Below are 14,107 nucleotides of genomic sequence, written 5' to 3' on the forward strand. Positions count from 1 at the left end.
CAATTAAACTAGGATTCTTACTTTTCTATTATTTCTCTTGTGTTTTTTCCCAATCAGCTAAGAATTTCTCAATTCCTTGATCTGTTAATGGGTGCTTCACTAATGAAGCAATTACGTTTGCTGGGATTGTTGCAATATGTGCACCGTTTAATGCTGCGTCAGTTACGTGAACGCTGTGACGTACAGATGCTGCGATGATTTCTGTTTCGATACCATGAATTGCAAAGATTTCTGCGATTTGACGAATTAAATCCATACCGTTATGACCGATATCATCTAAACGACCTAAGAATGGTGAAACGTACGTTGCACCAGCACGAGCAGCAAGTAATGCTTGAACTGCTGAGAATACTAATGTAACGTTTGTACGAATTCCTAAATCAGAGAACGCTTTTACTGCTTTTAAACCTTCTGTTGTCATTGGAACTTTTACAACAACGTTTGGAGCAATCTTCGCTAATTCTTTTCCTTCTTCAATCATTTTATCAGCTTCTAAGCTAATTACTTCTGCACTTACAGGTCCTTCTACAACGTTGCAAATTTCACGAATGCGCTCGTGGAAATCTACGCCTTCTTTTGCTACAAGTGATGGATTTGTCGTTACTCCAGCTAATACGCCTAATTCATTTGCCTCTTTAATTTCGTTAATGTTTGCTGTATCAATAAAGAATTTCATTTGTTGTTCTTCCTTCCTAATTTTCATTTTATATTTATTTATTTTTCTTAATAAGCTCTAATTCAATCGGAATAGATTTGTCCACTTTTTTACCTTGTGTTATCTCTTTTGCTGTTTGCATCGCCTTCTCTCCGATTAATTCTGGTTTTTGAGCGACTGTTGCAGCCATACGCCCATCGTTAACCGCTTTCACAGCATCTTCTGTTGCATCAAATCCAACAACTACTACATCTGTTTTTCCAGCAGACTTCAATGCTTCAAGTGCACCTAATGCCATCTCGTCGTTATGAGCAAACACGGCTTTAATATCGCTATTTGCTTGCAAAATGTTTTCCATAACAGATAATCCTTTCGCTCTATCAAAATCAGCCGCTTGTTTGGCAACTACTTTTAAAGACTTATCGGCTACGTTATGGAATCCTTTCCCACGTTCACGAGCAGCAGACGATCCAGGGATTCCTTCTAACTCAGCAACGTTTGCTCCTTCGCCGACTAATTCACGAATGTAATCACTAGCCATTTGACCACCTTCGATATTATTAGATGCAATGTGAGAAACAACCTTACCTGAATTCGCAACGCGGTCTACTGTAATAACAGGAACATTTGCTGCGTTTGCTGCACTTACTGCTGAAGCAACAGCATCTGAATCGGTCGGATTAATAACAACTACATCGACACCCTTTTGAATTAAATCTTCAACATCGTTCGTTTGCTTTGCTGCATCATTTTGCGCATCAACAGCAATCAATTCGATGCCACTATCTTTCGCTTTCTTTTCTGCCCCCTTTTTCAAAGTTACAAAGAAGGGATTATTTAAAGTTGAAACAGAGAATCCAACTTTAATAGTTTTATTTCGACCTTTATCGCTAGAATCCTTTGCCCATTCTGGCGGTTCCATTGAACAACCAGCAGTAATGACCATAATACATGCAACGAGTATAAGTAACCATTTCTTCATGAACTGTCCCTCCATTACGCTTCTTTTCTACGATCAATTAATACAGCTAATAAGATTACAAGTCCTTTTACAACTTGTTGGAAGAAAGAAGATACACCTAATAAATTTAAACCGTTATTTAGTACACCGATAATAAGTACACCGATGAATGTACCAACAATCCATCCTCTTCCCCCAGAAAGACTTGTTCCACCTAATACAACTGCTGCAATTGCATCTAATTCATAAGAAGTACCTGCAGTCGGCTGTGCAGAATCTAATCGTGATGTTAAGACAATACCTGCAAGCGCTGCCAAAATTCCGGAAAGACCGTAAATCATTACTTTAATTCTCGTAACATTAATACCTGATAGTGCTGCTGCTTCTTCATTTCCACCAATTGCAAATGTACGGCGACCAAATGTCGTTTTCTTCAAAATGAAGTACAGTACTGCGAAAGCGATCATCATTGTAACAGCTGGTACCGGAATACCAAGAAAATAACCGCGGCCAAACATTTGGAACATTAAATGATCACCAAGACCAGTGATCGGACGTCCGTCCATATAAACAAGCGTCAACCCACGAAAAATAGTCATTGTTGCTAAAGTTGCAATAAATGGAGCTACTTTTCCTTTCGCAATGATGATACCGTTTACAATTCCCATTACAAGACCTGCTAATAGTCCAACTGCCATTGCAAGGAACGGATCCATGCCACTTGCCATCATTCCAGCAACAAGTGCACTTGATAATGCTAAAATAGAACCTACCGATAAGTCAATACCCCCTGTTAAAATTACGAAGGTCATTCCAAATGCAATAAGCGCATTAATCGATACTTGACGCAGTATATTAAATAAATTTGGAATTTCAATGAACGCTGGATTTAAAGCTGTAATTACGACGATAATTAATACTAAACCGATTAAAGAACCGAGTTGTTGTAATACATTCCCCTTCTTAGCCATCCTTACTCTCCCCCTGTAGCTAGTGCCATAATAGACTCTTGTGATGCCTCATCTTTCCCTAAAATTCCGCCGACTTTTCCTTCATGAATAACAAGAACTCGATCACTCATCCCTAAAACTTCCGGAAGCTCAGATGATACCATAATAACGGCATCGCCTTGCTCTGTAAGCTTATTCATAATAGAGTAAATTTCTTTTTTCGCTCCAACATCAACACCTCTTGTTGGCTCATCTAAAATGAGTAATTGCGGATGAATGCCTAGCCATTTTGCGATTACAATCTTTTGCTGATTTCCACCAGAAAGAGATTTCACTGCCTGCTCCCCGCTAGATGCTTTCACATTAAGAAGCTTCATCATATCCTCTGTAAACTGTTGTTCTAGCTCATTGCTTAGAACACTTCCCTTTGAAAGATTTTCTAAATTCGGTAAAGCTAAATTTTCTCGAATTGAAAAATCTAACACTAATCCTTCAGACTTTCTATCTTCTGTAATGAAAGCAATTCTTTGTCTAATTGCATCTATTGGACTATCAATCTTTACTTCTTGTCCATTTATAAAAATTTGTCCAGAGTCTAAAGGTTCATAACCAAATATCGCTTTCATAATATCAGTGCGACCAGCCCCCATCAAACCAGCTACACCAAGGATTTCACCTTTCCTCACTTGAAACGAAACATTTTCAAATTTCCCTTTCTTCGTTCCATTACGCATTTCAAAAATGACATCACCAATTTGACTATTTCGCTCTGGGTAACGTTCACCAATGCTGCGCCCCACCATCATACTCACTACTTCATCAAATGATGTTTCTGGAATTAATCTCTTTCCCACGTATTCTCCATCACGCAAAATCGTAATAGCATCACATATTGAGAAAATCTCTTCCATACGATGCGAAATGTACACGAATGAAACACCTTCTTTACGTAACTTATTGATTACTGTAAAGAGCGTTTCGATTTCACGATCCGTCAGTGCCGCAGTAGGTTCATCCATAATAATAACGCTCGCGTTTGTCATTAATGCTTTCGCAATTTCGATAATTTGCTGTTGTCCAACCGATAATTCCTCTGCTAACATAGCGCCTCTTACATGCAGCCCTAGCTCTGCTAGTTGCTGCTGCGCAATCGCGTTCATTTGTCGAGTGCGTAAAATACCTGTTTTCCCATACATTAACTCTTTACCGAGAAACATATTTTCAGCTACTGTTAAATTCGGCAATATGTTTAGTTCTTGATGTATAAATGCGATGCCGTACTCTTCAGCTTCTTTCGCATTTTTAAAGGTGCGCTCTTGCCCATCAATCTTGATTGTCCCACCATCTTTTTTGTATACACCTGTTAAAATCTTCATGAGCGTTGATTTACCCGCTCCATTTTCCCCCATCAATGCATGGACTTCTCCTGTTTCAATCATAAACTGTGCATTCTTCAAAACAGGATTGCCATTGAACGCCTTTGAAATGTTTTTCATTTCAATATGCATTCCCATCACTTCCCTTTATTAAAAAATCACGCCTGCATGTAAAATTACATTTGCATAAGGCGTAGCCTCGCCTGTACGAATAATTGCCTTCGCTTTCTTTGTATGCTCTTTAAATTGTTCATGAGATACATACTCAAATGCTGGCTCTATTAATTTCTGTTCGATCTCTTTATTTACTTCCGCATTATTTATAATGACTTCTTCTGCTAACGTCACTTTTTCGATTGCCATATCATCAGCTACAACTTGTAACACCTCTAAAAAACTCGGTTTTCCAATCTCAACAGCTAAATCAATTCGTTTTACTCCGTCAGGAATTGGTAAACCGCAATCAGCAATTACAACCGTATCTGTATGCCCAAGTGAAGCAAGGACTGCCGCGATTTCACTGTTTAATACACCATGCTTTTTCATCCAACAATCACCTGCACTTCACGTACTCGATCTCTCGTTGGCATACCGCCCTGTGCCCCAAGTTTCGTTACAGAAAGACCACCGGCAATATTCGCGAAACGAATTGCTTTTTGAAGTGTCTCTCCTTCAGAAAGTGCAACTGCTAACGCACCATTAAATGTATCACCAGCTCCAGTTGTATCCACTACATCAACAGCAATGCTAGGAACATGTACAATCTCTGTTCCATTATGGAAACGAACACCGTTAGAACCTTCTGTCATCAATAATTTATTTGGATACTTCGCCAATAAATCTTCAATTGGTGATGTAAAATCATCTAATACGATGCGGCACTCATGTTCATTTGGCGTAATATAAGTTGCTTTTTCTAAAATTTCTTCTGATAAAACTTGTGCTGGCGCTGGATTCAACATAACAGGAATATTATGTTCCTCACAAATAGCCAATACATATTTTACTGTTTCAAGTGGAATTTCTAGTTGAAGAACAACCATATCCGCTTTTACAAGAAGGTCTTTGGAGCGATCTACAACTGACTTATTTACAAGAGCATTTGCCCCTTGTACGACAACAATACTGTTATCTTCTTCTGCTAAAACGATATGAGCAATTCCTGTCGTTCTATCTGTAACCGGTACCACATAATCGATAAAAATGCGTTCGTTCTCTAAATTTTTTCTAACTACTGTTCCATAATCATCATTTCCTACCGCTCCAACCATTGCTACATTTGCTCCTAACCTAGCTGCAGCAACTGCTTGGTTTGCCCCTTTCCCTCCTGGGATTGTATGAAACGCTTCACCAATTACTGTTTCTCCTGCTTTCGGCCGTTTTTTTGAAACAGCCACTAAGTCCATTGAAATGCTTCCTACTACTGCAATATTTGGCATCTGTTTCATCTCCTTACTTCGTTGTATTTCGTTCTATAATTTCAATTGGCAAACGATAGTGTTTCTCTTCTAATGTATTCCCTTCCATTTGCTCTAACAACAACTCTGTTGCAATTTTCCCCATTTCATATATCGGTTGTGCAACTGTTGTAATAGATGGATACATCATTTCCGTTAAAGAAATGCCATCAAATCCGATAATTTGTAAATTATCTGGAATGGCAATCCCCTTTTGAAGTGCAGCCTTTACAATACCAATCGCAATTAAATCATTCCCAGCAACAATACCATCAATATGCGGGTATTCTTCTAATAATTCCATCGCTACACGCTCACTATTTGCTGGCTCAAACGTACTCTCCGCAATCATATACGAAAGATTATTTTGCGTAATAACGTCTACAAAACCTTCAAAACGTTCATTTGCAGTACTCACATCACGTGGTCCGCGAATATGTGCAATATGTTTACATCCTTTATCTAGTAACAACTTTGTCGCAGCCTGACTTCCTGCATAGTTATCTGCATATACAGTAGGAATACGCTCATTAAACATACGGTCAATCGCAACAACCGGAACAGATAAATTCATGTAATTAACACTATTTTGTGGATTCGTTGCTACAATAAATCCATCTACATTATTTTGTCTAAGTACATCAATGTATTGTTTCTCTTTTTCTAAACTTTCATCAGAGTTACAAAGAACAACTGTGTAACCTTGTTTATGTGCTACATCTTCTACGGCACGTGCAACTTCTGGAAAGAACGGATTCACGATATTCGGAACAACTAAGCCAATTAAACGAGACTTTTTATTATACAGTGAACGCGCTACTGTACTAGGCTTATAATCTAACATCTCTATTGCACGCTCTACCTTTTTTAATGTATCTTCATGAACATATCCATTTTTATTTAGAACTCTGGAAACGGTCGCAACAGATACTCCCGCTAATTTCGCAACGTCTTTAATCGTACTCATTCTCTTTTCTCCTCATTTCATGTAACCGTTTACAGAAAATAATATAACGTATTTCTAAAAATACGTCAATCATTTCTCACTAAAAAGCTTTTAAGGTTATACTCAAAAAAGCACCGCCATAAGGCGATGCTTCTTCATTACGAGTATGATACAGTTTTTTCTTTTTCTTCAACAGCAGGCTCTTCAGCATCTTTTTTACGATCTGATAGTTTAATTTTTTGTAAGAAAATCGTAAAGATGGCACCTACTACGATAAATACTAATCCTGTTAAGAATACAGTATGAAGCGAGTCTACTAAAGAGTTTTTCAAAATAGGTACAATGCTGTTAGCAAACGCTTCTGGCATTTGTTTTAATGCCTCTGGGCTAAATAGCATCGAATATAAACCTTGTGGATCTGTGTGAATCATATCTTTAAATTTCGTTACCATTTGTCCCGCTTCTTTCGGGAATGTATCTAATACAGGTACTAATTTATTTGTTAACGTTGTACCTGAAGTGTTATTCATAATTGATCCTAAAATTGTAATACCAAATGTTCCACCAATTTGACGGAAGAACTGACTTGATGACGTTACGACACCAAGGTCTTTTTTCGGGAAGCTTTCTTGTAACGCTAATGTTAATGTCGGCATTACAAGACCCATTCCTAAACCGATAACCATCATATAAGAAGTAGCTGTAAGCTTCGTTGTGTGCATATCCATCGTTGTTAATAACCAAAAACCACCGGCCATAATAAGCATACCTGCGATAATTTGTGGTTTTACACCAACTTTTAATACAAGTTGCCCACCGATAATACTCATTACAATCATTGTAATCATCATTGGAGTCATAATTGTTCCTGATTCAGCAGCACTTACTCCTACAATACCTTGCATGAAGAATGGTACGAACATAATCGCGCCGAACATTCCAATACTCATAAAGAATCCAATCGCATTCAGTATTGTAAATGTGCGATTTTTAAAGAAATGCATTGGTAAAATCGGCTCTTCAGCTTTCGTTTCAACAATAACAAAGCTAACGATACCAATTACAGCTAGTGCGAATAAACCGATAATTTGCCAAGAATCCCATGCATAATCTTTTCCGCCAAACGTTAGCGCAAGTAATAAACTTACAACACCTAGAATCATCGTAAAGATTCCAGCGATATCAATTTTAATTGGTCCTGTTTGTTTATGTGATTTTAATCCCATTGCAATAAAGATTGTTGCTAAAATACCAACCGGTAAGTTAATGTAGAATACCCATCTCCAGTTCACTGCATCTACAATCCAACCACCAACTTGCGGTCCAATTACAGAAGCAAGACCGTATAACGCACCAAAAATACCTTGCCATTTCGCACGTTCTTTTCCCGTGAACATATCTCCAATAATAATCATAGCCATTGGCATCATAATACCGCCACCAAGACCTTGAATACCACGGAAAATAATTAATTCTGTCATACCATTCGCCATACCACATAACGCCGAACCAATCATGAAAATAACTAGCCCTGTTATATATACGTTACGACGACCAAGTAAATCCGCTAATTTACCTGCAATTGGTACAACTGTCGTTGATGTTAACATATAAGCTGTCGTTAACCATGTCATTAAACTTAATCCGCCTAGGTCACCGACGATACGTGGCATTGCTGTACCAACAATTGTTCCATCTAATGCAGCAAATAGCATCGCGATTACTAAACCGATTAACAACAACTTTCTATTTTGATTTTCTTGTTGCTCCATGTAATCTCCTCAATTCCTCTTAGTTATTCTCTTTTTTCTCTTGTGTCCCGCAAATAATGGTTTCTAACTTCTCAAAGAGACGTAATAAATCTTCTCTTTCTTGCAACTCTAAATGTGAAAAGTATTTTGCAATATGCTCGTTGCGAGCTGTCATTGCCTCTTCTACTCTAGCTTTCCCCTTTTTCGTTAACTCGATGATGACAACACGACGGTCATCTTTGTCGTGATAGCGTTCTACAAGTTCTTGATCGATTAGACGATCAATCATCACTGTAATTGCGCTAGGCTTCACATACATCTTTTTTGCTAATGTTGTCGCTCTTGAAGCCCCATAATGATCTAAAATCTTTAAAATATAAAACTGCGGTGGTGTAAGTCCTGTTGCTTGCATTTGTTCTAATAACTCCGTCTGCATTTTCTTTCCAATCGAAAAGGCAAGAGCTTGAATTTTATCGATATGCGTCATATCATTTGGCATGTTATCCACCTCTTATTTAAACAATAAAATATTTAACGTATTTAAATATTAATCCCGCGAACAAAATCCGTCAATACTTTTATTCATAAAAACGTTTACATTTTTGTCACAAAGTTGTATAATTTTCGACGAAGTTAATATTGACAGTCACGGAGAAACGGAGTACACGGCTATGAATCATAAAAAAGGAAACTTTTTTATATTTCATGGCCTTTTTATATTCTCTGTCTTAAAACGCTTCGAATTAATTAGGGGAGGATTTTCATTTTATGTTTTTTACACAATTATTTAAACCTGCGCCCCACGCGGAACGCTTACCAGCTGATCGCGTTGATAGCGAATACCGTAAATTACGTTTACAAGTATTCTTAGGTATCTTCATCGGTTATGCAGGCTACTACTTTGTTCGAAAAAACTTTTCACTAGCAATGCCATACTTAATCGAGCAAGGCTTTAGTAAAGGGGAACTTGGGGTTATCCTTTCAGCAGTTTCTATTGCTTACGGATTAAGTAAATTTCTTATGGGTATCGTATCCGATCGTTGTAATCCTCGCTACTTTTTAGCAGCTGGGCTATTTTTATCAGGTATCATTAATATTATTTTCGGCTCATTTTCTTTCATTACAACGAGCATTATACTTATGTTTGTACTTCAGTTTTTAAATGGATGGGTACAAGGTATGGGATGGCCTCCTTGTGGTCGTACGATGGTTCACTGGTTCTCTATTAGCGAACGTGGTACAAAAATGTCTATTTGGAACGTCGCTCATAATGTTGGCGGAGCGCTTATGCCTTCCCTTGTAACATTAGGCTTATACTTCTTCGCAGATGACTGGAAAAGTATTTTTTACTTCCCAGGTATTCTTTCAATTTTAGTTGGTATTTATGTATTAATTACGATGAAAGATACACCTCAATCTTGTGGACTACCTTCTATTGAAGAACATACTGGGGAATATCCACCAGATGAAAAAGTAAAAGATCGCGAACGCGAACTTTCAGTAAAGGAAATTTTATTTAAATACGTATTAAACAATAAGTTTTTATGGTACATCGCTATTGCGAACGTTTTCGTATATTTCGTACGTTACGGCGTTGTAGACTGGGCTCCTACTTATTTAGTAGAAGAAAAAAGCTTTACTCATAGTAGCTCACGTACTGCTTACGCTCTATATGAATGGGCTGGTATTCCAGGTACACTTCTTTGCGGATGGATGAGTGATAAACTATTTAAAGGACGTCGTGCACCTGCTGGTATTCTATTTATGGTTGGTGTATTTATCGCAGTTCTTGTTTACTGGTTAAACCCTCCTGGTAATCCAATGGTTGATAGTATCGCACTTGTCGCAATTGGATTTTTAATTTACGGACCGGTTATGTTAATTGGTCTACACGCTCTAGATTTAGCACCAAAGAAAGCTGCTGGAACTGCAGCAGGCTTAACTGGATTCTTCGGTTACTTAGGCGGAGCAGCTTTCGCTAGTGCAGCTATGGGCTTTATCGTAGATGCATTCGGATGGGATGGCGGATTCATCTTATTACTTGCATCTTGCGTACTTGCAATGTTCTTCCTTGCTCTTACTTTAAATACAGGGTCAGTAAAATCAAAACAAGCTTAAATAATATATAACAAGCATAAAAATAGCTCTTAGCATTTACATACATGCTAAGAGCTATTTTTTATTTTCATTGCTGTTCCTACTAATGATAACAACCCATTCCTTCCCTACTATAAGATTAAAAGATTTGATGAAACACCTTTATTAAAACGGCTAACGTAACAGATGCAGCAAATCCCCCTAAACAAATAAGACTGACACCTTGGCTATATGACAAATTTTGAAATGATTTCATTGCTTCCATCCTCCCTATCTCCCCTTTGATACTTTTATTTTACCAATGGGAAAAATTTCATAACATCGATTTCTCTAACAACTAACTTACAAATTTGTAAGTTAACATCTTTTCAACTTATATATCTAGTATTTCCACAGATAAGAGTCATTTATACATAAAAAAAGACCTCAGTTATACTAAGATCTTCGTTACATTCTATTTCATTTTACAATCATCACTGGACATTTCACACGCTTTGCTATTTTATGACTTACACTTCCCAGCACCATTTCTTGCAGTGTATTGAGCCCTCTACTTCCAGCAATGACAAGATCTATATCTCCTGTATTCACATATTGAACAATTGTATCTCCAGGATCACCATGTAATATCGTAATTGTATAAGAAATGTTCTCTTTCTTTAATAAACCTTCAATCTCTTTTAATTTATCTTTTCGACTAGCTGATATTGTTTCTAAATCTGTTTGACCTTGTATAATATCTGATTTTGCCGTTCTATTATCTACTACGTACACAACTTCAACATTTGTTTCTTCGCTACATTTTGCAATATATGTTGCATGTTCCGCTGCTCGAAGTGCATGTTCAGAACCGTCACATGCTAATATAATTTGTTTGTACATATGCTGAATCCCCTTTTCGTTATCCTACTCGTATTATATAATAAAGCCCCCTAAAAAGGAGGCTTTTAACTAGCAATTCTTTTATTATAAGTAGCTAAATTTGCAACAAGTTTTGAGCTACGTTCATTTAATCCTGTTATACTTACTTTCACGCCACTTTGTTCATATTTCATAATAACTTTATCAATTGATGCCACTGCCGAATCATCCCATACGTGCGCATGAGTAAAGTTCATTTCGATTTCTTTTATACCTTCATCCAATGAAAAAGCATTTATAAAATCTGCTGTAGATGCAAAGAAGAGTTGACCGTGAATTTCGTATATTTTCTTATTTTCAATATATAAATGTTTCACGTGAATCTTTGCCATATTGAATGCAAATAAAACCGCACTAATTACTGTTCCGATAATTACACCTAATCCCAAATTATGAGTGATAAGAACGACCACGACTGTTACGATCATGACGAATGCGTTCCCTTTTGGCACTTTATGAATCGTTGCTACAGAATTCCAATCAAACGTTCCGATTGAAACCATAATCATAACCGCAACTAAAGCTGCCATCGGAATATGAACGACATAATCTCCTAAAACGAATAGTAATACGATTAAAAATCCGCCCGCTACAAATGTTGATAGGCGACCTCGTCCACCTGATTTAATATTAATAACAGATTGACCGATCATTGCACAACCTGCCATTCCTCCGAAGAAACCAGCAACAATGTTTGCGATCCCTTGTCCGCGTGCCTCTTTATGCTTATTACTTTCCGTATGCGTCATATCATCTAAAACTGAAGCTGTTAATAATGATTCTAGTAAACCGATAATTGCAAGCATAACTGCATAAGGTAAAATAATCCCTAATGTCTCAAGTGTAAAAGGCACGTCAGGAATACTAAAGAACGGTAATTCTTTCGGCAGGCTTCCCATATCTCCTACTGTTTTCAACTGTAATCCGCTCATAAGTGCAATACTCGTCACAATAATAATTGAAATAAGCGTAGAAGGTACAACCGTTGTAATACGTGGAAATAAATATATAATTGCAAGTCCTAATACAACGAGTGCATACATTTGCCAAGTTGCATTTTTAAAATGTGGCAATTGCGCTGTAAAAACTAAAATTCCAAGTGAATTTAAAAAACCACTCATAACAGATTTCGGAACAAACTTCATAAATGAGCTCAGTTTGAACACGCCAAAAACAATCTGGACAATACCTGTTAATATTGTTGTAGCAAATAAATATTGCAAACCATGATCTTTAACAAGCGTTACCATTAATAATGCCATTGCACCTGTTGCAGCTGAAATCATTCCAGTTCTTCCGCCAACAAATGAAATGGTAACTGCAATACAAAAGGCTGCGTATAGTCCAACTGTCGGATCCACGCCTGCAATAACAGAGAAGGCTATCGCTTCAGGGATTAACGCTAAAGCAACGACAATTCCTGATAACACGTCCCCTTTCACATTAGAAAACCAGTCATTTTTTATCGTTTGAAACAAAGTATCACTCCTCTACTCCTTTATAATTTGGTTTTCTCCATAAGAAAATCTAGCCGACTGCACGAAAGCTATTATATAACGAGTAGAAGATTTTTTGCTATGTAAAAGTTTCCTAAAGAAAAAGACACTACCTTAGTAGCATCTTTTCTCATTTCATTAATGTCCACCGTGTCCTTGACCACTTTCCTGAACAATTTCTAACCTCTCATCTAGTATTCCTTGTGTTTCAAATGAAATATCACTCGTATTTCCTAATAAGAAACCGTGATTATATGGTCCAAGTGTTGGATCATCTTTAAACTTCGGCTGAATGCTTGCAAGGAAGTCATACACTGTTTGTGAAGCTTTACCTTCTTCTAATAATACAACAGGTGCATGTTTACCCATATGTGAAAAAGGTGCCCCAGCAACTGCTAAATCTGGTGTTTTACTTGAAACAAATGATAAACCGTGACCAGGTTTTGTGAATCCCCAGCCAAATTTTGTTTTTTCATCTTTAAATTTAGCGAACGCAATCGAGTTTTCTGTAGGGGTCTCTCCACTAATACGCGTTACTTTCCCGTATTTGCTTAGCTCTTTTTCTACTTCTTTTGAAACAATTTTTTCTGGCCCTAATACATATATATTTGCTTTATCTTTTCTCATTTTTAGTGCCTCTATTGTCGCTTCTGGCACTTTATTCTTTTCTGTATAGAGTAGTGGTTCCGGCATATGAGAAATCCAATTTACAGCGGGGGTTGTATATAAACGTCCTTCTTCTGCAGACGAACCGATAATAACACTATTTGGGTAGCTTCCTGTTATATCGGCATACTCCTTATCAACATCCTTCGCAAATATAGCTGGGTCCGTTTCTTTTATTTGTTTTACTTTATAACCTTTTAATTGTTCAAGCGCGCTAGTACCTACATCTCCCATCACCATAATTTGTGTTCCATCTTTCGTTCCGATTGGATTTAATCGTTTTATTTCTTTTAACGTCATTTCCGGTATCTTTTCTTTTTCTATAAATAAAATCGGCCCGTTATTCGGATGATGAATAAAATCTGCACTCGCAATACCTAATTGCCACTCGCTTGCTGGTACTAAAATAACAGCACCTGGCTGGTTCTCCTTATGGGTTGCTGGCCATATCGTTTGCGAAGTTAATACTGCCATTTGCGAAGGATCGTTTGTGTTTAATCTCGTTACATTTTTTAAACTTGTCGTTAATAAATCATTAGATGCACCTTGGTTCATTTCTTTTGGCGCCGTTACCTCCTGATTCATTTTCATTTCCTTTTGCTCTGTTTTCTTCTCTTTTGTAGATTCATGGTTTTTATGGTCTGTATTCGTTTGTCCGCATGCAGCAAGACCAACTGCTGTAATTATTGTTATCCCAAAAATTCGGGTCATTTTTTTCACTATACCGCCTCCGTATTAATCATTTTTGAGCCAATATGATTACCTAAAATGTAATTTCAACTCCACAATAACAAGCAATTCTGAAGAAATTATGCAGACACATCATAATCT

Annotated in this window: 14 protein-coding genes; 1 reads left to right on the top strand and 13 read right to left on the bottom strand. The window is 37.3% G+C overall.

All coding sequences use genetic code 11. From position 1 onward, the window contains the following. Positions 1 to 28 precede the first annotated feature (28 nt). The 9 genes from fsa to DN401_RS22450 all read right to left on the bottom strand — a co-directional run bounded on the left by fsa (position 29) and on the right by DN401_RS22450 (position 8,595). Complete coding sequence (fsa, locus tag DN401_RS22410; RefSeq protein ID WP_000667670.1) at positions 29 to 676, bottom strand: fructose-6-phosphate aldolase; 648 nt, start codon at positions 674 to 676, stop codon at positions 29 to 31. A 34-nt stretch (positions 677 to 710) separates the two neighbouring features. Further along, on the bottom strand, positions 711 to 1,637 hold the full coding sequence (gene rbsB, locus DN401_RS22415) for a ribose ABC transporter substrate-binding protein RbsB (RefSeq protein WP_000758976.1): 927 nt from the start codon (positions 1,635 to 1,637) through the stop codon (positions 711 to 713). 14 nt (positions 1,638 to 1,651) lie between these two features. After that, positions 1,652 to 2,587 (bottom strand): ABC transporter permease subunit, encoded by a 936-nt coding sequence (locus DN401_RS22420; RefSeq protein WP_001074641.1) that lies wholly within the window; start codon positions 2,585 to 2,587, stop codon positions 1,652 to 1,654. Positions 2,588 to 2,589: 2 nt separating this feature from the next. Then, positions 2,590 to 4,074: a ribose ABC transporter ATP-binding protein RbsA gene (gene rbsA, locus DN401_RS22425; protein WP_000546778.1), complete on the bottom strand. Its 1,485-nt coding sequence runs from the start codon at positions 4,072 to 4,074 to the stop codon at positions 2,590 to 2,592. Positions 4,075 to 4,092: 18 nt separating this feature from the next. Then, positions 4,093 to 4,488: a D-ribose pyranase gene (gene rbsD, locus DN401_RS22430; protein WP_000716151.1), complete on the bottom strand. Its 396-nt coding sequence runs from the start codon at positions 4,486 to 4,488 to the stop codon at positions 4,093 to 4,095. Then, the gene (rbsK, locus tag DN401_RS22435) at positions 4,485 to 5,381 is read right to left on the bottom strand and encodes a ribokinase (RefSeq protein ID WP_001132865.1); all 897 of its coding nucleotides are present in this window, start codon (positions 5,379 to 5,381) and stop codon (positions 4,485 to 4,487) included. The genes rbsD and rbsK overlap by 4 nt, the downstream gene beginning before the upstream one ends. 13 nt (positions 5,382 to 5,394) lie before the next feature. Beyond that, positions 5,395 to 6,366 carry a ribose operon transcriptional repressor RbsR gene (gene rbsR / locus DN401_RS22440; protein ID WP_000104052.1) on the bottom strand — a complete coding sequence of 324 codons (972 nt, stop codon included), beginning with the start codon at positions 6,364 to 6,366 and terminating at the stop codon, positions 5,395 to 5,397. Between the two features lie 137 nt (positions 6,367 to 6,503). Further along, the gene (locus DN401_RS22445) at positions 6,504 to 8,117 is read right to left on the bottom strand and encodes an MDR family MFS transporter (RefSeq protein ID WP_000437647.1); all 1,614 of its coding nucleotides are present in this window, start codon (positions 8,115 to 8,117) and stop codon (positions 6,504 to 6,506) included. Positions 8,118 to 8,136: 19 nt separating this feature from the next. Further along, positions 8,137 to 8,595 carry a MarR family winged helix-turn-helix transcriptional regulator gene (locus DN401_RS22450; protein ID WP_001132365.1) on the bottom strand — a complete coding sequence of 153 codons (459 nt, stop codon included), beginning with the start codon at positions 8,593 to 8,595 and terminating at the stop codon, positions 8,137 to 8,139. A 269-nt stretch (positions 8,596 to 8,864) separates the two neighbouring features. Between DN401_RS22450 and glpT the strand changes: the two genes are divergently transcribed. Further along, positions 8,865 to 10,214: a glycerol-3-phosphate transporter gene (glpT, locus tag DN401_RS22455; protein ID WP_000466385.1), complete on the top strand. Its 1,350-nt coding sequence runs from the start codon at positions 8,865 to 8,867 to the stop codon at positions 10,212 to 10,214. Positions 10,215 to 10,332: 118 nt separating this feature from the next. On the opposite strand, the gene DN401_RS22460 is transcribed toward glpT, so the two are convergent. The 4 genes from DN401_RS22460 to DN401_RS22475 all read right to left on the bottom strand — a co-directional run bounded on the left by DN401_RS22460 (position 10,333) and on the right by DN401_RS22475 (position 13,996). Then, positions 10,333 to 10,449: a DUF4027 family protein gene (locus tag DN401_RS22460; protein ID WP_000834733.1), complete on the bottom strand. Its 117-nt coding sequence runs from the start codon at positions 10,447 to 10,449 to the stop codon at positions 10,333 to 10,335. 203 nt (positions 10,450 to 10,652) lie between these two features. Beyond that, positions 10,653 to 11,075 carry a universal stress protein gene (locus tag DN401_RS22465; protein ID WP_000277999.1) on the bottom strand — a complete coding sequence of 141 codons (423 nt, stop codon included), beginning with the start codon at positions 11,073 to 11,075 and terminating at the stop codon, positions 10,653 to 10,655. Positions 11,076 to 11,140: 65 nt separating this feature from the next. Continuing rightward, positions 11,141 to 12,592 carry a SulP family inorganic anion transporter gene (locus tag DN401_RS22470; RefSeq protein ID WP_098213000.1) on the bottom strand — a complete coding sequence of 484 codons (1,452 nt, stop codon included), beginning with the start codon at positions 12,590 to 12,592 and terminating at the stop codon, positions 11,141 to 11,143. A gap of 156 nt (positions 12,593 to 12,748) precedes the next feature. Continuing rightward, positions 12,749 to 13,996: a hypothetical protein gene (locus tag DN401_RS22475; RefSeq protein ID WP_000738878.1), complete on the bottom strand. Its 1,248-nt coding sequence runs from the start codon at positions 13,994 to 13,996 to the stop codon at positions 12,749 to 12,751. Positions 13,997 to 14,107 lie beyond the last annotated feature (111 nt).

This window comes from Bacillus sp. BF2-3 (genome assembly GCF_008368795.1).
Classification (GTDB): Bacteria; Bacillota; Bacilli; order Bacillales; family Bacillaceae_G; genus Bacillus_A; species Bacillus_A cereus.

What these genes read in the sequence shown, in the direction of transcription:
- rbsR (WP_000104052.1), bottom strand. Translation starts at nt 6,366, where the DNA reads ATGAGTACGATTAAAGACGTTGCGAAATTAGCGGGAGTATCTGTTGCG.
- rbsD (WP_000716151.1), bottom strand. Translation starts at nt 4,488, where the DNA reads ATGAAAAAGCATGGTGTATTAAACAGTGAAATCGCGGCAGTCCTTGCT.
- rbsA (WP_000546778.1), bottom strand. Translation starts at nt 4,074, where the DNA reads ATGCATATTGAAATGAAAAACATTTCAAAGGCGTTCAATGGCAATCCT.
- rbsB (WP_000758976.1), bottom strand. Translation starts at nt 1,637, where the DNA reads ATGAAGAAATGGTTACTTATACTCGTTGCATGTATTATGGTCATTACT.
- DN401_RS22450 (WP_001132365.1), bottom strand. Translation starts at nt 8,595, where the DNA reads ATGCCAAATGATATGACGCATATCGATAAAATTCAAGCTCTTGCCTTT.
- DN401_RS22445 (WP_000437647.1), bottom strand. Translation starts at nt 8,117, where the DNA reads ATGGAGCAACAAGAAAATCAAAATAGAAAGTTGTTGTTAATCGGTTTA.
- fsa (WP_000667670.1), bottom strand. Translation starts at nt 676, where the DNA reads ATGAAATTCTTTATTGATACAGCAAACATTAACGAAATTAAAGAGGCA.
- DN401_RS22460 (WP_000834733.1), bottom strand. Translation starts at nt 10,449, where the DNA reads ATGAAATCATTTCAAAATTTGTCATATAGCCAAGGTGTCAGTCTTATT.
- rbsK (WP_001132865.1), bottom strand. Translation starts at nt 5,381, where the DNA reads ATGCCAAATATTGCAGTAGTAGGAAGCATTTCAATGGACTTAGTGGCT.
- DN401_RS22465 (WP_000277999.1), bottom strand. Translation starts at nt 11,075, where the DNA reads ATGTACAAACAAATTATATTAGCATGTGACGGTTCTGAACATGCACTT.
- DN401_RS22420 (WP_001074641.1), bottom strand. Translation starts at nt 2,587, where the DNA reads ATGGCTAAGAAGGGGAATGTATTACAACAACTCGGTTCTTTAATCGGT.
- glpT (WP_000466385.1), top strand. Translation starts at nt 8,865, where the DNA reads ATGTTTTTTACACAATTATTTAAACCTGCGCCCCACGCGGAACGCTTA.